Below are 18,445 nucleotides of genomic sequence, written 5' to 3'. Positions count from 1 at the left end.
ATTGACTACGTTTTACAGTCATCCACGGCCGGGCCTACCCAAATAGGTATGAGTAATGACCGAGAACTTTGCTGAGTTATTTGAAGAAAGCTTGAAGAGTGTTGAGATGGCGCCTGGCGCTATCGTGACCGGTATGGTTATCGACATCGATAAAGACTGGGTAACCGTTCACGCGGGCCTGAAGTCTGAAGGTGTTATTCCTGCAGAGCAGTTCAAAAACGAAAAAGGCGAAGTCGATCTGCAGATCGGCGACGAAGTACAGGTTGCCCTGGAAGCCGTAGAAGATGGCTTCGGTGAAACCCGTCTGTCCCGCGAAAAAGCCAAGCGCGCTGAAGCCTGGAAAATCCTCGACGCTGCACACGCTGCAGACGAAGTGGTTAAAGGTGTTATCAGCGGCAAGGTTAAAGGTGGCTTTACTGTTGACGTTGCCAATATCCGCGCGTTCCTGCCGGGTTCTCTGGTAGACGTTCGTCCGGTTCGCGATACCGCGCACCTGGAAGGCAAAGAGCTCGACTTCAAAGTGATCAAGCTGGACGCCAAGCGCAACAACGTTGTTGTTTCCCGTCGCGCCGTGATGGAAGCAGCCAACAGCGAAGAGCGTGAAGCACTGCTGGCCAGCCTGCAAGAAGGTATGGCGATCAAGGGTATCGTGAAGAATCTGACCGACTACGGTGCATTCGTAGATCTGGGCGGTATCGACGGCCTGCTGCACATCACCGATATGGCTTGGAAGCGCATCAAGCACCCGAGCGAGATCGTGAACGTTGGCGACGAAATCGAAGTAAAAGTACTGAAGTTCGACCGCGAGCGCAGCCGTGTATCTTTGGGCCTGAAGCAGCTGGGCGAAGATCCTTGGGTATCCATCAAGCAGCGTTACCCGGAGAACAGCCGCGTGAAGGCTGTGATCACCAACCTGACCGACTACGGCTGCTTCGCCGAGCTGGAAGAAGGTGTGGAAGGTCTGGTACACGTTTCCGAAATGGATTGGACCAACAAGAACATCCACCCGTCCAAAGTTGTCAACGTTGGCGACGAGGTAGAGGTGATGATTCTGGATATCGACGAAGAGCGTCGTCGTATCTCCCTGGGTATCAAGCAGTGTCAGGAAAATCCGTGGGATGCCTTCGCGCGTAAATTCGCTAAAGGCGACAAGATCTCCGGTAAGATCAAGTCCATCACTGACTTCGGTATCTTCATTGGTCTGGACGGCAGCATCGACGGTCTGGTTCACCTGTCCGACATCTCTTGGAACGAAGCGGGCGAAGAAGCTGTTCGCAAGTTCAAGAAAGGCGACGAGCTGGAAACCGTTATCCTGGGTATCGACTCCGACCGCGAGCGTATCTCCCTGGGTATCAAGCAGCTGGAATCCGATCCGTTCTCTGATTACGTAACCACCAACGATCGCGGCAGCATCGTAATGGGTACCATCAAAGAAGTTGATGCCAAGCAAGCCATCATCACCCTGGCGGACGAAGTAGAAGGCGTTCTGCGCGCTTCTGAAATCAGCCGCGACAAGGTTGAAGATGCTCGCAATGCCCTGAAAGAAGGCGAAGAAGTAGAGACCAAGATCACCAGTGTGGATCGTAAGAACCGCGTGATCAGCCTCTCCATCAAAGCTAAGGATCAGGACGACGAGAAGCAGGCCATCAAGGACCACAGCAAGAAGCAGGCTGAACAGGTTCAGCCGGCGACTATCGGTGACCTGATCAAGGCCCAGATGAATAACAAGGACTAATAGTCTCTTGTTATTAAAGCTTTCTTCTCCATGAGATGAAGCTATGCGAAAGCCGGACTGGGGTTGCCCAGTCCGGCTTTCTATTAGATGATTGCCGCTATTCCAGAATAATCAATGACTTAGAAAGGATTGCGGATAGCATGACCAAATCTGAACTGATCGAAAAGATCGCTCTGAGGTTGGATCAGCTGCCGGTGAAGGATGTAGAGCTGGCGGTCAAAGTCATGCTGGACACGATGTCGTGTGTTCTGGCTGAAGGGGAGCGGATAGAAATTCGTGGTTTTGGCAGTTTTTCACTGCACTACCGTGCGCCGCGGACCGGGCGTAACCCCAAAACCGGTGACTCCGTCGAGCTGGCGGGGAAATATGTGCCTCACTTCAAACCGGGAAAAGAGCTCAGGGATAGAGTTAACCAGCAAATGCAGCGCGATACGCTAGAGAGTGCGTAATTGCCGAGCTGGGCACAGTGAACTAACACTGTAACGGAATATAGATTTTCACACTTCTTCCGGAATCGGAGGTTCGTTTGTCATTTCTGCGCTGGATATCGCGTTTATTGTTCGGGATATTGGCCCTGGTGTGCATTGCGCTGGGTGTCTATTTCGCCGTCGATAACCCCGAAAGTATTACCCCACGGTTTGCCGGTTATCCCCTGTTTGCGGGAAGCGTCGGATTCTGGCTCATTGGTTTTCTGCTGATTGGCGCATTATTGGGCTTTATAGCCAGCTTGTTGCCGTATTGGACCGAGCGCCACCGGGTTAAGGCGCTGGAACGCCAACTGCTGCGCACTGAGCGCGAATTGCACACCGTACGCCGCCAGGTAGCTGGAGATTGAGTTGAGCGACCTGACCTTTTTCATTTTCATTTTTTCGGCCATCGCCATTGGGTGGTATCTGGGGCGTAAAAGTGGCAAAAAGAAAGGTGCCAAGAATCGGCAGCACAAGGCCCTGGCGCAATCCTATGCTCAGGGGTTGAATTACCTGCTTAGTGAGCGCCACGATGATGCCATCGAAAAATTTATCGATGGTCTTGAAGTAAGTAGCGCTACCTTCGAAACCCACCTGGCTCTCGGAAACCTCCTGCGTCGGCGTGGCGAGCACGACCAGGCTATCCGGGTGCATCAGAACCTGCTGGCCCGTCCCAGCCTTAATCGCATTAGCCAGCAGAAGGCGCAACTGGAACTGGCGCGAGATTATATTGCAGCCGGTTGGTTGGACAGGGCCGAGCGCCTGCTGCAAGAGCTTGTCGAGACGTCATCGGAGCTGCGCAGCACCAGTCTGGAATACCTGATTGAGGTCTACCGTGACGAGCGTGAATGGGCCAAAGGAATTCACGCGGTCAACCTGTTGCATGGCCGCCGCTTCAAGCGCTTGCCCAGCGAATGGGCTCCGATTCAGGCCCACTTTTGCTGCGAATTGGCGGAAGAGGCCATAAATGCGAAAGATTACCTGAGCGCACGTAAGCATATTGATGCGGCACTCGGTTATGATCGTCACTCTGTCCGTGCAAATCTGTTACTTGGCCGTCTGGAGCATATCCTGGGGCGTCCTCGGGAGGCTATCAAGGTACTGGAGCGTGTCCCCAAGCAGAACCCGGATTACATCCCAGAAATTCTTGAATTGCTGATCACCTGTTACGAAGCGATAGGGGATGAGCGAGGACTTGAGCACTACTTAGAGGCGCTGCAGAAAGAGCATCCGTCAAACAGTGTTCTTATCGCGCTGACCGATCTTATTCATCAGCAGCAGAGTGAGACGGAGGCAGCTGCCTATATGGGTAAGCAGCTGGCTATGCGGCCTTCATTGCGGGGGCTAGGTCACTTTCTCAATCTACATATCGATAGTGCCGAGGGGCGTGCGCGAGACAACCTGTTTCTGCTGAAAAGCTTAGTCGATCAATTGATCGCCAGCAGACCCCACTATCGTTGCAATAATTGCGGTTTCTCTGGCAATCAATTGCACTGGTTATGCCCTAGTTGCAAGCGCTGGGATACCGTCCGTTCGGTAAAAGGAATTGAGGGCGAGTAACTTCCGTTGCTGCCCTTCGTTCATCATCATATTCAAGCACTGAGGTGTTCCTTGACTGATTCTGTTTCTTCTCCTGTCATCGTGGCATTGGATTACGATAATGCGGAAGATGCCCTGGCGATGGCCGGGCGACTCGATCCGGCGGTTTGCCGGGTCAAAGTGGGTAAAGAGCTGTTTACCATTGCTGGTCCTGATTTGGTGCGTAAATTGGTGGCCAGTGGTTTTGAGGTTTTTCTGGATCTCAAATTTCATGATATTCCCAATACAGTTGCTGCCGCAGTTCGCGCCGCGGCCAATCTCGGGGTTTGGATGGTAAACGTCCACGCTTCCGGCGGTGAGCGTATGATGCAGGCAGCCCGAGCTGTGCTGGAGCCTTTTGGAGAAATGCGTCCGCTGCTGATTGGGGTGACCGTACTCACGAGCACTGCTGAGGAAGAATTGGCACCGGTAGGGGTTACGCGCGGGCTCGATGAGCAAGTGGTGGCCCTAGCGAAGCTTGCCAAAGAAAGTGGTTTGGATGGAGTGGTGTGTTCCGCGCGCGAGGCGAGCGCACTCAAGGCGGAATGTGGTAAAGGCTTTGCCCTGGTGACACCGGGAATCCGTCCAGCGGGCTCGGCGGCAGATGATCAGCGTAGAATCGTGACGCCAGTCGATGCCGTGAAGGGAGGTGCTGATTATCTGGTGATTGGTCGACCCATCACCGCTGCTGAAAATCCGGGCGAGGCGTTAGGTGCAATTGTTGATGACCTGCATCAAGCCCAGAATTGACACGGTTGTTCAGGGTAGGTGACGAGGTGTATGTGGCTGTAATGGCGTGTAATCGTTTCAGGATCAAAAGCAGCCAAATTGTTTGGTAAAGTCACTGCGCCTGTGGAGTTTGTTGGTCCCACGGATTGAAGACCAAGCAACGCTGTCGAATGCCCGGATGGATAGGGTGCTCGTGATCAGCGTATTAAAGACTGCAAAAAAGGATTTTGTTATGAAGTTGTTTCGTATCCCCGTCGCCGTTCTGATCGCCATTACTTTGACGTTGAGTGCGTTGCCTTCTTTTGCTGCGGAAGAGGCCGTGGTGAAGGAGGTGGAAGTGGTGAGTCTGAATACGGCCACTGCGGAAGAATTGGCTGATGCTCTGGATGGTGTCGGTGTGACCCGAGCGGAATTAATTGTTCAGTATCGGGAGGAGAACGGCAGTTTTTCCAGCGTGGAAGAGCTGCTGGAAATCAAGGGTATCGGGGTTGCCACGCTGGAGAAGAATAAGAGTCGGATCCAGCTATAAGTGACCGAGAAGTACAGCGCCTGAGGGCGCTGTCTTTTTGTTCTTAGGGGAGAGGATTGTCCTCAATGTTTATGGGGTAGGACGCATTCTCGATGTCTCGCGCGCCTGATCTAGATTGTGGGCCATACCGTGCTCGATGAAGCTAATTCGGGTAGAGGTGCTGAGATTCAGGTTGCTATTACTGGTTTGTTTTCAGGCGAAAAGTTGTATCAAGAGCTTTTCTGGGTGGCAAAGGGCTGGCCCCATCTCTAGTTAGTATGGGGGCGGACGAGGTGCGCCTGTCAACTGTATGGGGCTCGGTTTATGAGATTGGTGCGCTATAAGGTTGTCGGCAGTCAGAATGCAATCTATAGGGTAGTAAGGTTGGAGTAGGGCAGGCAATAAAAAACCCCGCTACCTGAAAAGGCGCGGGGTTTTTATTTGGCTCCGCCTGCTGGGCTCGAACCAGCGACCCAATGATTAACAGTCATTTGCTCTACCAACTGAGCTAAGGCGGAATTTTTGGTTGAGTTGCTTCTCTTGGAAGTAGCTCGAATAGAGCAGCGCTCTAAATAAAAACCCCGTAGCCATTCCGGGCTCCGGGGTTTTTGAATTTGGCTCCGCCTGCTGGGCTCGAACCAGCGACCCAATGATTAACAGTCATTTGCTCTACCAACTGAGCTAAGGCGGAACTGTACCTGATCGGCGGTTTGGTGTCCGTCTCGGTCAGATGGCGCGTATCTTATAGAGCACCCCAGAACAGGTCAACCCCTTTATCCAAAAATAACTCTTTGATTTTTCAGTGTTTATTTTCTCGCCGTCACGGGAGTGGTAAGACGGCATTTGTCCCTTGGTGGCGTACGCGCCTACAATTTCCCACTTCCCGCGGCGTTTATGATGCGGGAAGATGTCGTCAGAATTGATTGGTGAGAAGTCTATGGAACCTCGTCCGTTTGAAGTGGCCAGTAAGTACGAGCCGGCCGGTGACCAGCCAGCCGCAATTGAGTCTCTGGTCGAGGGGGTAGGGGACGGCCTCGCTCATCAGACCCTTTTGGGGGTGACCGGTTCGGGTAAAACCTTCACGATGGCCAATGTGATTGCGCGCTTGCAGCGTCCCGCAATTGTCATGGCGCACAACAAGACACTAGCCGCACAGTTGTACGGTGAATTGAAGGAGTTCTTTCCGCGCAACGCAGTGGAGTATTTCGTCTCCTACTACGACTACTACCAGCCAGAGGCCTATGTACCGTCTTCAGATACCTTTATCGAGAAAGACGCTTCGGTCAACGAGCATATCGAGCAGATGCGCCTGTCGGCGACCAAGGCGCTGATCGAGCGCAAAGATGTCATCGTCGTGGCTACGGTATCTGCCATTTACGGTCTCGGCGATCCGGACAAATACCTCAAAATGGTATTGCATATTGATCGCGGTGATATTGTTGACCAGCGAACCATTTTGCGCAGGTTGGCGGAACTCCAGTACACCCGCAATGACGCCGATTTTCGGCGCGCCACCTATCGGGTGCGCGGAGATATCATCGATATCTATCCCGCTGACTCGGATTTGGAAGCAGTGCGGCTCTCCTTGTTCGACGAGGAAATTGAAGAGATTACGCTGTTTGACCCGCTTACCGGTGAGGTGCTGAGCAAGGTGCCGCGCATCACGATATTCCCCAAGTCCCACTATGTGACACCGCGGGAAACCATTGTCAGCGCAATCGACCAGATCAAGGATGAGCTCAAGGGGCGGCTGGAGCAGCTCCGCGATAACAGTAAATTGCTCGAAGCGCAGCGTCTGGAGCAGCGCACCAAGTATGATCTGGAGATGATGCAGGAACTCGGCTACTGCAATGGCGTCGAGAACTACTCGCGCTACCTTTCGGGTCGCGACACCGGGCAGCCGCCACCCACACTATTTGATTATCTGCCACACGACTCGTTGTTGTTTATCGATGAGAGTCATGTGACGGTGCCGCAAATTGGCGGTATGTATCGCGGCGACCGCTCGCGCAAGGAAACGCTAGTGGAATACGGTTTTCGTTTACCTTCGGCGCTGGATAATCGTCCACTTAAGTTTGAGGAGTGGGAGAATCTTTCACCGCAAACGATTTTTGTGTCGGCGACGCCGGGCAAATACGAAGCGGAGCATGCGGGTGCGGTAGTAGAGCAGGTGGTACGGCCTACAGGTTTGGTCGACCCGGAAGTGGAGGTGCGTCCTGCGGCGACCCAGGTGGACGATACACTCTCGGAGATTCACAAATGTGTCGATAAAGATCAGCGTGTGTTGATTACTGTACTTACCAAGCGCATGGCTGAAGATCTTACCGAGTATCTGCAAGATAGCGGAGTACGTGTACGTTATTTGCACTCCGATATCGACACTGTGGAGCGGGTGGAAATTATTCGCGACCTGCGTATTGGTGAATTCGATGTGCTGGTAGGGATTAACCTCCTGCGCGAGGGGCTGGATATGCCAGAGGTTGCTCTGGTGTCCATTTTTGATGCTGATAAGGAAGGGTTCTTGCGTTCCGATCGTTCACTTATCCAGACGATCGGCCGTGCGGCCCGTAATTTGGAAGGACGGGCCATCCTGTATGCGGATAAAGTGACCGACTCCATGCGTCGCGCATTGGATGAAACCCAGCGTAGACGTGAAAAGCAGTTGGCGCACAACGCTGAGCACGGAATTACCCCCAAAGGCATTCGCAAAAGTGTCGCGGATATTCTCGAGGGCGCAGTGGCTCCGGGTGTGCCGGCGCGCGGACGCCGTAAAGTGGCTGAGAAGGGTGCGGATTACAAGGCGGACCAGAAGCCCCTTACGGACCAGCAGCGCTGGACGCGTATTGAAGAGCTGGAAGAGCAAATGTATAACCACGCTAAAAACCTGGAATTTGAAGCGGCCGCCAAGCTGCGTGACGAAATCACCAAGTTGAAAGATGGTGCTTGATTGAGCTTCCGGGCAGCGTGATGGGGAAAATGGAAAGGGGGCAGAAAGCCCCCTGTTTTTGTTTGATTTTCTTGGTAACAGCTTCGCTGTAAATGAAATCGGATATCTATATTGCGGAGAGTTGCAGATCCGGTTGAAGCGCTTTCCGGTTATTTGGAGTTTTTTCTGAGCAGGCTCAGGCTACCAATAATAATGCCCATACCGACAAGGTGATAGGCCCCAAATGGTTCCCCTAGAATCCATGCGGCGGCGAATAGGGTAAATACTGGGCCGATACTGCTAATCGCACCAGTCTTGGTTGAACCTATATGTTCAATTGCTGCATTCAGTAGCAAGGTGGGTAGTACGGTGCATACAAATGCCACGGTAAGCGCATAGGCATATACCGGCCAGGGTTGGACCAAGCGCCTGAAATCCCCCTGAATTGAAAAGTGCATCATGATTGCGGCACTGGCCGCCAACATGGCTAGCGCAGTAAATTGCTGGCTTCCGAGCCGGCGAATGATGCCTTCGCTGAATGTTACATAGGTAGCGAAGCATAATGCGCTGCCAAATGCGAGTAGGGCTCCCCAGCTGAGCGCAGAAACTGGAGCCCAGGCAGGCACCGGCGCGCCCGTACTAAAGCCCTGATCCTGCCAGTAGATCATAAGGATCCCACAGTAAGCCCCGGCTACGCAGAGAAGTTCCCTTCGGCTGGGTTGCCTGCCAAGGAAAAGAAATCCAAGCAGCAGAACCAACGTAGGGTACAAATAGAGGATCAAGCGTGCAAAGTTTGCACTGATATAGCGCAGGCTCTGCAGGTCGAGGTAGCTGGCGAGATAGTAGCTACATACTCCCAGTGCGATAACCTTTGCCCAGTCATTGCTGGGCATAGGTGTCCAGTTTTTATTGGCAGAGATATAGATTGCGATGGCCAAATAGAAAGGTAAGGCAAACACCATGCGCAGCAATATAAGAGTCTCTACATCGACACCGTAGCGATAGGCAAGCTTTACAAAAATAGCTTTTAGGGCAAAAAGGGCCGCAGCCCCCAGCGCCATCATCAGTCCTGCAGATACCCCTTGCGTTGGCTGTTGATCTGATTGGATCACCACTTATCCCATACTAATGAACTGATTATTGGTGTTGCGATTCCACTGGGAAGGCCCGGATAGCGATATTACCGCGTATTACACCGAGTATGTTGATTACCTGTGATATTAGTCTGGCAATATCTGTATAGAGGTAGTATCGGTTTCATCGATAGATTTAATTGTGCGCAAAATACAAAATAATTATATAAAAGAGTGTCTTAATGTTACTGTTTGATTGCTATACCGCGAAAGGCGGGTGTCTGCGAATAATCAAATAAATTTTTTGTTTTGGCTCAATCGTTAGGTTGAGTTGCGGCGCTTTAATAATGATAAAAGTCTCAGAGTTGCGTCGGGAATATGGTAGTGGTGACGCTCAGGTGGTGGCGCTGCAATCGGTATCCCTTGAAATTGCGGAAAACGAGTTTGTAGCCATCATGGGGGCTTCGGGCTCGGGTAAGTCTACCTTGATGAATATCCTCGGTTGTCTGGATCAGCAGACGTCCGGGGGATATTGGCTGGATGGGCAAGCCGTAGGCAGCTATGACGATGCGGCACTTTCCCATATACGCAATCGCAATATCGGTTTTATCTTCCAGACATTTCATCTCTTGCCTCGCCTGTCAGCATTGCGAAATGTGATGCTGCCTTTGCGCTATAGCGATATTTCCGAGCAGGAGGCTGAATCTCGGGCGCGCACGATGCTGGATCGTGTGGGATTGGGCCATCGGCTGGATCACAAGCCTTTCGAAATGTCTGGCGGCCAACGCCAGCGAGTGGCGATTGCCCGGGCGCTGGTGAATCGCCCAAAAGTTATCTTTGCCGATGAGCCCACCGGTAACTTGGATACGCGTACCTCGGAGGAAATTCTAGTCCTGCTCAAGGAGCTACACCGTGAGGGGCAAACTATTGTCATGGTTACGCATGAGCCCGAGATTGCCGAACATGCACAGCGAACCATTCGTATGAGTGATGGGTTGGTCATCGAGGACTCACTATGCGCGCAGTAAGTTTATTACTTGGTTTGGCGCTAGTCGCTGCGCTTATCCCAAAAGTAGTAGCAGAGCCACTTTTACTTAGTGGGGAGGTTAGGGCGGAAGATAAGCAGCATTTCGTTGCACCGATGACGGATGACTGGCGGGTGGAGCTACAGTGGTTGATGCCGGAGGGGCAGATCGCGGAGCCGGGTGAGATTGTGGCGGTGTTTGATGGCGCTGCTATTCAGGGGAAGATCGACGCAGAGGAGGTGGCTCTCAAGCGGGCACGGGAGACCTTGCAGCAGCAGGAAACCCAGCAAGCAGAATTGGTTTTGGAAAGTGAGTATGCCCTGAAGCGCGAGGTGCTTTTGCTCAAGAAGGCTGCCATCGACGCTGCAATCCCATCACAATTCCTCAGTAGCTATGAGTATGAGTCCTTTCAGGTCGCCAAGAAAGAGGCCGAATCCAAGGTTGCCAAGGCGAAGGATGCCCTGAAACAGGCACGTCTTACCCGCGACGTGACATTGCGCAAGCAAACGATTGCCATCGACCGCTCATTGGAAAACCTTGCATTTGAAGAAGAGCGATTGGCGTCTATGAGTGTGCGTGCAGAGCGCGCGGGCCCAGTTTTGTACGGCAAGCATCCGTGGACGGGGGAGCGGGTGTTTGTGGGCATGAGCGCGCAACCCACCTGGCTAATCGCCGAGATCCCTTCACTAAACGATTTATATATAGAAGCCTGGCTCCACGAAGTCGACATCGATCGAGTTCGGTTGGGGCAGGAGGCAATCCTCACGTTTGATTCGCGGCTCGATCTACGGTTACCGGCCAAGCTTGATCATATTGCGACGCAACCTCAGAAGCGAAGTGAGTGGGGCGTTGGACTTTACTATCGAATCAAGTTTTCGCTACTGGAACAGCCAGAGTTGGAGCTGCTTCCCGGGATGGGTGCGCGCGTTGAGTTACTGGAGGACTCTGGTAAATGAAAAATTACTTTTCTTTCCGCCTTGGCGCGATTTTGATCCTAATGATTTCGCTTATCTTTACTGCGTGCTCCGACCCCAAGAGGGCGGTAACTCAGGATGCCAGCAGGCCGGCACTTTCTATTACTGGAGAACTCGAAGCAGAAAACCACGTGAAGATCGCACCACCGAGTATTTCTCGCATGTGGAACTACAGCATCAAACAGTTGGTTTCTGAAAACACCCACGTGGAAAAAGGGGATTTGATCGTTGCATTCGATGATAAGCCAGTGCGCGATCGCTTGGTCGAGAAAAAATCGGAGTTAGCCCAGGCTCGTAGCGAGTTAAAAAATACAGTAAGAAAAGTAGAGCAAACCGCAAAAGATGATGTGCTCTCTGTAGAGGAAAAACGGGCAGAATTTGACAAGGCAGAGCGGCGCGCAGCGATTATCGACCAGTCTCTTTCCAAAAATGAGCGGTTGAAGTCGGCAATCGACTTTGAAATCGCCACCAATGACCTGGCATTGGCTCGGGCGCTGGCTGACTTACACAAAAAGTCTGGCAAGCTGGAAGTTTCGCTCGCAGAGCGTAAGGTGGATACCTTATCCGCAGAAGTGGATTTGCTGCAAAAACAGGTGGATCGCCTGAAAGTACATGCGCCGATAGGGGGGCTAGTGCAGTACATCCCGAATTGGCAGGGTGAGAAGCCGTCCCAAGGTGAGTCTGTTCGTTTCGGCCAGCCGGTAGTGCTCTTATCAGACTTAAGCCGGATGCAATTGCGGGCCCAAGCTGACGAGGTGGACCGCAGTAGCCTCGCATTGGGCGCACCTGTGGATGTGGTTGTAGATAGTGCGCAAGGCAAAACATTGACGGGCAGAATTGCCGAGCTTGGGCGGGTTGTTCGAGATAGGTCCAACAACGACCGCAGGCGTGTTATTGACCTGCTTGTTGCGATTGATGGTGGTGACGAGGTCAGTCTAAAGCCCGGTATGACAGCAACGCTTAACTTGACCGATGTTACCCAGGAGTTGGCTGTAGAACCCGGAGGCAGCGAATGATTATGCTTCATAAGCATCGGTCGATATTTTCCATTTCGCTTGCTCTACTTGGTCTTGGCGTCTTGTCAGGATGTTCGGAGGGGGGCAGACAGCCGTTGTTGCATACCGTTCAAATGACGGCCAGCGCTGCTGTTGTCCCTGCACACGGTGAACTGGAAGCGAAGTCGGCAGCCTCCATCCAGGCACCCCAGGGGCGTCGCCCGAAGTTCATCGCATGGATGCTGCCCGAGTACACCCGTGTATCTAAGGGGGACACTATCTTGCGCTTTGACGGCGCCAGCATGGAGCGGGAGCGCAGTCGCAGTGCGGGAGATCTAAATGTTGCCCAGGAAGACCTGCGTGAAAAGCGCGGCGCACTGGATAGTGAAGAAATGGAGATTTTCCTGGATATTTCTCAGGTCGGTACGGAGAAGGAGTTCGCGGAGAAATTTGCGGTTCAGGATGACCTGCTGAAATCCCGGCTGGAAATACTCGATGATGCGCTCGATGCCCAGTACCTGGATTCGAAGCTCGGCTACCTCGGTTGGAAAAACGCACGTTTTACGACACGCGCCGGCGGTGAACTGGATGTGCTGTCGGTGCAGGAAAGCAAGCACAGCAAAAAAATACAGCGATTGGATCAGGATTTGGCCAAGCTCGAGGTGGTTGCTCCTCATGATGGGTTGCTGGTGTATGAGGCAAATTGGCGGGGTGAAAAACCCCGGGTTGGCTCTCAAATCTGGCCCGGAAGAAAGGTCGGAGACTTGCCGGATGTGAGTGTGATGCAGGCCCGGTTATATGTGTTGGACCGTGAAGCCGCGGGTCTCGCGGAGGGGCAGTTTGTTGAGGTATGGGTAGAAACCATGCCGGAGCATCGTTTGCCGGCCCGGGTAACCAGTGTCAGCCCGGCACCGCGTTCCATCGAGCGGGGCAACCCACAAAAATATTATGAATTGGTAGCAGAATTCGATCAGCAATATCCGGACATCTTCAAACTCGGGCGCGGAGTGCGTGCGGAGGTGCGTATTCGTGAGGAAGAACTACGTGTAATTATCCCGCTACAGAGCGTCTTTCATCGTCCCGAAGGAGCCTATGTGTTTGTGTGGCAGGGCGATCGGTTTGTCGAGCGTGAAGTGTCGCTTGGAGATGCCACGCCCACCCATATCGAAGTGGTCGAGGGGCTGGAGGCCGGTGAGGCAATTTCCCTTTATGAGGTCTCCGGCCCGCTGGGGAGTGTGGATGTTCCGGGAGGGTATGGTTGATGGCGCTACTTGAGAGGTTGCACGGAATGGTGCCCGATGGTTGGCGACCGGTTTTGCTGACATTTGCCGACGCGTTGTCGGAATTGAGCCAGCACAAGTTACGTACTCTGCTGACATTGCTCGGGATGATTTTTGGTGTGGGCGCCGTGATAGCGATGTTGAATATTGGTAAGGGGGCCGAGCGCGAAGCCCTACGTATGATCGAAACCATGGGGCTCAACAACCTCATCGTGCAGGCCGAAGATGTGCCAGATGATGAGCTGTATGAGCAGCGCAAGCAGTCCTCGGGTTTGAGCCTGCGTGATGGCGAGGCGGCCTTGGGTACCTTCGGTTTTGTATCGGCATTTGCTGCGCAGAAAAGCCTATCGACCTATAGTGTGTTTAGTGCGTATGGCAAGAGTGATGCGTCCGCCAGCGGCGTTAGCGCCGACAATTTTGCGCTGTCCCCCTTTAAGTTGAATGCCGGCCGGCTACTTGGGCCCGAGGATGAATCGACGCTTGCGCAAGTTGCGGTGCTAGGGGAGTCCGTCGCTGGGCAGCTGTTTCCCGATCACTCTGCACTGGGTGAAATGGTCAAGGTAAATCATCTCTGGTTTCGAGTGGTGGGTGTACTGGATTCACCTTTTGTCGATGGTGCAGAATTTGAAGGCGTAAAACTCGGTACCGAGCAAAATCAGATCTTTATTCCCCTTTCTACGGCTGACCAGCGGTTTGCCCGCGAGACTCTCGCCCCCGAGCTCAGTGAACTGAAGTTTCGCCTCGTGTCTGGCACGGATGCGCGGGAGGCCGCTCGAGCGCTAACGCACCTGATGGAGCGTCGCCACAACGGCGTGGAGGATTACTCTGTGGTTGTGCCGGCTGCATTGATGGCCCAAAAAATGGAGACTCAGGTCATCTTCAATATTGTCATGTCTTGTGTTGCCGGTATTTCATTGCTGGTAGGTGGTATCGGTATCATGAACATCATGCTGGCGACGGTACTGGAGCGCACCAAGGAAATCGGATTGTTGCGGGCGATTGGTGCCACCGAGCGGGACATTCGTATCCAGTACATGGTTGAGAGCTTTACCATCGCGATTCTTGGTGGCTTGCTCGGCATTGTGTTTGGCGTATTGCTGTCGGAGGTGATTGCGCTGTATGCCGGCTGGCCGGTGTCCTGGTCTATAGGTGCAATCGTGCTGTCATTCACCGTGTGTGCCCTGGTGGGGCTCGTGTTTGGCGTGTATCCGGCAATCAAGGCATCCCAGCTCAACCCGATTGATGCCCTGCAAAGTGATTGACACTCCACTTGGTAATTTCGCGCTTATCACTGGGGAGTGAGAGGCGCAATTTCCCACTCGCTTCGTCGCTGGGTTAGATCCGAATATCGATTCGTGAATGAATTCAAATGGATAAATTGCCTCGCCCATCGGGTGTAGGTATAAACGGCTTCGAGAAAACAATAAATAAGGAAATTGTAATGCAGAAACTGCGCACACTATGGATGCCTGCAGCACTGGGTCTGGCGCTTACCGCCTGTGGTGAGCCTGACCAATCCGTGGCAGCGGCGCCAGCCAGCAGCTCGTCGCCGACGGAGGCTGCGGCAGATGTTGCTCCGCTTGCTATCGACTACGAAAAGTTCACCTTGCCAAATGGCCTGCGGGTGATCGTACATGAAGACCGCAAGGCACCGATCGTTGCTGTGGGTGTCTGGTACCACGTCGGATCCAAAGATGAGAAGCCCGGCCGTACGGGTTTTGCACACCTGTTTGAGCATCTCATGTTCAACGGCTCAGAAAACTACAACGATGAGTATTTCAAGCCGTTTGAGAAGGCCGGTGCCACTGGTATGAATGGTACTACCTGGCTGGACCGCACCAATTACTTTGAAACCGTCCCGAGCAATGCCCTTGATATGGCGCTGTGGATGGAGTCGGACCGTATGGGGCACTTGCTGGGTGTTGTTACTCAGGAGCGTCTCGACGAGCAGCGTGGTGTTGTGCAGAACGAAAAGCGCCAGGGGCAAAACCAGCCCTACGGCAAAGTCTGGGAAAAGATGCAGGAGGCTATTTTCCCGGAAGGGCACCCGTACTCCTGGACCACCATTGGGTCCATGGAAGACCTGAATGCGGCCACGCTGGAAGATGTGCATGAATGGTTCAAGCAGTACTACGGTGCTGCGAATACCGTTCTGGTTCTCGCTGGTGACATCGATGTCGAAACGGCCAAAGAAAAGGCTGCGCATTACTTCGGTGATATTCCCGCAGGACCGCCGCTGGTGAAGAAAAAGGCGTGGGTCGCAAAGCGGGACCAGTCTTCCCGCGATCAAATGTACGATCGGGTAGCGCAGGCACGTCTGTATAAAGTCTGGAATACCGCTCACCTGGGTCATGCGGATGCCGATGCCATGGAAGTAGCGGCCCAAGTGCTGGGTAGTGGTAAAAATTCCCGTCTGTACAAGCGCCTGGTCTACAAGGATCAGATTGCCACCAATGCCTACGTGAGCCATTACCAATTTGAGTTGGCCTCTATTTTTCAGGTGATCGTGGATGCGAAGCCCGGTGTGGATCTGGCCAAGGTTGAGAGTGCGGTGAATGAGGAACTGGCGAGCTTCCTCGAGAGCGGCCCGACTGCCGCCGAACTGAAGCGCGTTAACATGAGTACCTATGCGAGTGCGGCGCGAAATCTGGAGCAGATTGGTGGCTGGAGCGGCAAGGGTGTGATGCTGGCGCGCGGCGAACTTTATCGGGATAACCCCAATGCAGAGCTAGACAGTATTGCCGCCCAGCAGGCATTGGCTCCGGAAGCTGTACATGAAGCCGCCGTGCGCTGGCTCGCAAGCGGTGACTACAACTTGGAAGTACTCCCTTTCCCGGAGTTTGAGACTGCTGCCACGGGCGCCGACCGTTCCGGCCTGCCAGATCTCGGTGACTTTCCGTCGGTCCCATTCCCGGAGCTGCAAACCTTCGAAATGGATAACGGACTTAAGGTGGTATTAGCTGAGCGTAACTCGGTGCCGGTGGTTGATATGCGTCTGGTGTTCGACGCAGGTTATGCTGCTGACCAGGGCAAGAAGTTGGGTACCTCCAGCTATGCTATGTCCATGCTGAGTGAGGGCACCACGAGCCGCTCCGCGCTTGAGATCGCCGAACAGCAGGAACTGCTGGGTGCGCAGATCGGAGCATGGTCCGATTTGGATGCGTCCACCGTCTCTCTGAATACCTTGCGTAACAACCTGGATGAGTCCATGCAGTTATACGCAGATATTCTGATGAACCCGCAGTTTTCCGAGGAGGAAATCGATCGCAAGCGGGGGCGTTGGCTGGCAAATATTCAGCAGGAAAAAACCCGCCCGGTACAGATGGCTATTCGCGTACTGCCGCCTCTGCTGTACGGAGAGGGTCATGCGTACAGTATTCCGCTGACCGGTAGCGGCACCGAGGAATCCATCAATTCTCTGGTGCGTGAAGATCTGCTGGATTACCACCAAACCTGGCTGCGTCCGGACAATGCGACCCTGGTGGTGGTAGGGGACATTACCGCGGATGTGCTCAAGGCTAACCTGGACAAGTACTTTGCCGAGTGGGCCAAGCCAGAAGCGCCGTTGCCACAGAAGAACCTGGCCCAGGTTGATCTGCCAAGCGCTTCTCGGATCTACATCATTGATAAGCCGGGAGCAGAGCAGTCGATAATTATCGGTGGTTTGCTGGCGCCGTCGGAAACTGTCCCGAATCGCGAAGCGATGCACATGATGAATGATATTCTGGGTGGTGACTTCACAGCGCGTATCAATATGAACCTGCGTGAAGATAAGCATTGGGCTTATGGTGCTTATTCCTTCCTAGTCGGCGCTAAAGGGCAACAACCTTTCCTCGTCTATGCGCCAGTTCAAACGGATAAAACCAAGGAATCCCTGCAGGAGTTGCAACGGGAGTTAGGCGAGTACATAGCCAACCGCCCGGCAGAAGATGAAGAGCTGCAGAAGGTGAAAAGCAAACTGGTGAATGAATTGCCTGGTCGCTTTGAGACCATCGGTTCTGTTGCTGGTGCGGTTGCGTCCATGGTGAAGTATGAGCGCCCGCTGAACTACATGGATGGCTACGCGGATGAAGTCCGTGGGGTCGCGCTGCCTGAAGTTCACGAGTTGGCGAACAGCATTATCAAGCCACAGCAGTTTGTTTGGGTGGTCGTGGGGGATAAAGGCAAGATCCAAGATGGCATCACTTCTCTCAATATCGGGCCTCTCGCTGAGCTGAATGTTGATGGTGAGCCGATGGCTACAGATATTGCCAGTGCTCAGTAAGCTGGATGTCCGAGAAAAACGGGGGGAGGGCAGGGGTATCCATCTGTGCCTTTGCAGACTTTAACTTTCCCCGCGTTTTGCGGCAGCCAGAGGTCACTCTGGCTGCCGTGTTCCTTTCGCCTATCAGCTGGGCATCGCCTAACCGGCATCCGCTAGTCTTCGAAGATTTCCTCTATCGGCCTTTCAAACAGCCGCGCAATCTTGAATGCGAGAGGTAGGCTCGGGTCGAATTTACCCGTTTCGATGGCGTTGATGGTCTGACGTGACACGTCGAGCAGTTCGGCAAGGTGCGCCTGTGTCCAGCTGCGGTCCCCCCGCAATGCCTTGATTTGGTTCTTCATGCGTAGCGGAGCCTTGCCTGGACGATACCGGCCATGTAGCTGAAACCTAGTGCACCCAGGAACACCGCAGCGGTAGGTTCAGGTATTAGCCCGCCGGCAAACAAGATACTACCGCTGGAAAACACCAGTAGTCCGCCAGCGCACGCCAAGGCCAGAGCTTCCAGCTGAATCTTCCGTTCAAGCTCGTCCGCGCCCGTAATAAAATTTTTGTAGGCCCGGAGGAAGCCCATGGTGAAGAACAGGTTTACTGCGGTACCCGCCAGGGTGATCCAGACGCTGTCATAAAGCTCGAGGCGGGCAGGAAATCCGGCAGCGGCAAGTGAAATAATCCAGGCGATTCCCCACTTGAGTACCTGCCGCTCATTGCGGTTGTCTTGTTCGCGCAGCTGTGGTCCGCGCAGCGCCTTAATCAGTCTTATCATCCTGTATCCCTCCAATTTAGCGGTGTCAAGTGTGCTTGACATAAAGGTTAGTGGGGGCAGGCTTGCCGTGTCAAGCCTACTTTACATTTTGGAGGTTGAATGTCGCGCCAGTGCGCGCTTGCATTCTG

General features: G+C 53.5%; 16 protein-coding genes and 2 tRNA genes. 13 read left to right on the top strand and 5 right to left on the bottom strand.

The genetic code is table 11. From position 1 onward, the window contains the following. Positions 1-55: 55 nt before the first annotated feature. The 6 genes from rpsA to Mag101_RS10065 all read left to right on the top strand — a co-directional run bounded on the left by rpsA (position 56) and on the right by Mag101_RS10065 (position 5,038). The gene (gene rpsA / locus Mag101_RS10090; protein WP_077404278.1) at positions 56-1,735 is read left to right on the top strand and encodes a 30S ribosomal protein S1; all 1,680 of its coding nucleotides are present in this window, start codon (positions 56-58) and stop codon (positions 1,733-1,735) included. A 140-nt stretch (positions 1,736-1,875) separates the two neighbouring features. Further along, positions 1,876-2,184: an integration host factor subunit beta gene (ihfB, locus tag Mag101_RS10085; protein ID WP_077404275.1), complete on the top strand. Its 309-nt coding sequence runs from the start codon at positions 1,876-1,878 to the stop codon at positions 2,182-2,184. A gap of 77 nt (positions 2,185-2,261) precedes the next feature. After that, on the top strand, positions 2,262-2,570 hold the full coding sequence (locus tag Mag101_RS10080; RefSeq protein WP_232324982.1) for a LapA family protein: 309 nt from the start codon (positions 2,262-2,264) through the stop codon (positions 2,568-2,570). A gap of 1 nt (position 2,571) precedes the next feature. Further along, entirely contained in the window at positions 2,572-3,762 is a 1,191-nt protein-coding gene (gene lapB, locus Mag101_RS10075; RefSeq protein WP_077404272.1) for a lipopolysaccharide assembly protein LapB, read from the top strand. Between the two features lie 120 nt (positions 3,763-3,882). Beyond that, positions 3,883-4,530, top strand: coding sequence for an orotidine-5'-phosphate decarboxylase (pyrF, locus tag Mag101_RS10070; protein ID WP_232325209.1), 648 nt, complete (start codon positions 3,883-3,885; stop codon positions 4,528-4,530). A gap of 211 nt (positions 4,531-4,741) precedes the next feature. After that, positions 4,742-5,038: a ComEA family DNA-binding protein gene (locus tag Mag101_RS10065; RefSeq protein ID WP_077408215.1), complete on the top strand. Its 297-nt coding sequence runs from the start codon at positions 4,742-4,744 to the stop codon at positions 5,036-5,038. A 421-nt stretch (positions 5,039-5,459) separates the two neighbouring features. Here the strand turns inward: Mag101_RS10065 and Mag101_RS10060 are convergent. Together Mag101_RS10060 and Mag101_RS10055 are read right to left on the bottom strand one after the other, a co-directional pair. Further along, positions 5,460-5,535: transfer RNA gene (locus tag Mag101_RS10060), tRNA-Asn, on the bottom strand. Between the two features lie 97 nt (positions 5,536-5,632). Beyond that, a tRNA-Asn gene (locus tag Mag101_RS10055) sits at positions 5,633-5,708 on the bottom strand. Positions 5,709-5,954: 246 nt separating this feature from the next. On the opposite strand from Mag101_RS10055, the gene uvrB reads away from it, so the two are divergent. Then, a complete protein-coding gene (gene uvrB, locus Mag101_RS10050) occupies positions 5,955-7,964 on the top strand; it encodes an excinuclease ABC subunit UvrB (protein ID WP_077404267.1) in 2,010 nt (669 codons plus the stop codon). 149 nt (positions 7,965-8,113) lie between these two features. Here uvrB and Mag101_RS10045 read toward each other — a convergent pair whose 3' ends face one another. Continuing rightward, on the bottom strand, positions 8,114-9,055 hold the full coding sequence (locus tag Mag101_RS10045) for a DMT family transporter (RefSeq protein WP_157520292.1): 942 nt from the start codon (positions 9,053-9,055) through the stop codon (positions 8,114-8,116). Between the two features lie 308 nt (positions 9,056-9,363). Between Mag101_RS10045 and Mag101_RS10040 the strand changes: the two genes are divergently transcribed. The 6 genes from Mag101_RS10040 to Mag101_RS10015 all read left to right on the top strand — a co-directional run bounded on the left by Mag101_RS10040 (position 9,364) and on the right by Mag101_RS10015 (position 17,554). Further along, complete coding sequence (locus tag Mag101_RS10040; RefSeq protein ID WP_077404261.1) at positions 9,364-10,044, top strand: ABC transporter ATP-binding protein; 681 nt, start codon at positions 9,364-9,366, stop codon at positions 10,042-10,044. Beyond that, positions 10,032-10,997, top strand: coding sequence for an HlyD family efflux transporter periplasmic adaptor subunit (locus Mag101_RS10035; RefSeq protein WP_077404258.1), 966 nt, complete (start codon positions 10,032-10,034; stop codon positions 10,995-10,997). Before Mag101_RS10040 ends, Mag101_RS10035 begins: the two co-directional genes overlap by 13 nt. Continuing rightward, positions 10,994-12,031 carry an HlyD family secretion protein gene (locus Mag101_RS10030; protein ID WP_077404255.1) on the top strand — a complete coding sequence of 346 codons (1,038 nt, stop codon included), beginning with the start codon at positions 10,994-10,996 and terminating at the stop codon, positions 12,029-12,031. The genes Mag101_RS10035 and Mag101_RS10030 overlap by 4 nt, the downstream gene beginning before the upstream one ends. Positions 12,032-12,144: 113 nt before the next feature. After that, on the top strand, positions 12,145-13,272 hold the full coding sequence (locus Mag101_RS10025; RefSeq protein ID WP_077404252.1) for an efflux RND transporter periplasmic adaptor subunit: 1,128 nt from the start codon (positions 12,145-12,147) through the stop codon (positions 13,270-13,272). Further along, entirely contained in the window at positions 13,272-14,552 is a 1,281-nt protein-coding gene (locus Mag101_RS10020; RefSeq protein ID WP_232324981.1) for an ABC transporter permease, read from the top strand. Before Mag101_RS10025 ends, Mag101_RS10020 begins: the two co-directional genes overlap by 1 nt. 179 nt (positions 14,553-14,731) lie before the next feature. Further along, positions 14,732-17,554 (top strand): M16 family metallopeptidase, encoded by a 2,823-nt coding sequence (locus tag Mag101_RS10015; RefSeq protein WP_077404249.1) that lies wholly within the window; start codon positions 14,732-14,734, stop codon positions 17,552-17,554. 152 nt (positions 17,555-17,706) lie between these two features. On the opposite strand, the gene Mag101_RS10010 is transcribed toward Mag101_RS10015, so the two are convergent. Together Mag101_RS10010 and Mag101_RS10005 are read right to left on the bottom strand one after the other, a co-directional pair. Continuing rightward, positions 17,707-17,895 carry a helix-turn-helix transcriptional regulator gene (locus Mag101_RS10010; RefSeq protein WP_077404246.1) on the bottom strand — a complete coding sequence of 63 codons (189 nt, stop codon included), beginning with the start codon at positions 17,893-17,895 and terminating at the stop codon, positions 17,707-17,709. Continuing rightward, positions 17,892-18,317: a hypothetical protein gene (locus tag Mag101_RS10005; RefSeq protein ID WP_077404243.1), complete on the bottom strand. Its 426-nt coding sequence runs from the start codon at positions 18,315-18,317 to the stop codon at positions 17,892-17,894. The genes Mag101_RS10010 and Mag101_RS10005 overlap by 4 nt, the downstream gene beginning before the upstream one ends. Positions 18,318-18,445 lie beyond the last annotated feature (128 nt).

The sequence above is a fragment of the Microbulbifer agarilyticus genome (assembly GCF_001999945.1).
Classification (GTDB): domain Bacteria; phylum Pseudomonadota; class Gammaproteobacteria; order Pseudomonadales; family Cellvibrionaceae; genus Microbulbifer; species Microbulbifer agarilyticus_A.
This window is presented reverse-complemented; position numbering and strand designations above follow the sequence as displayed.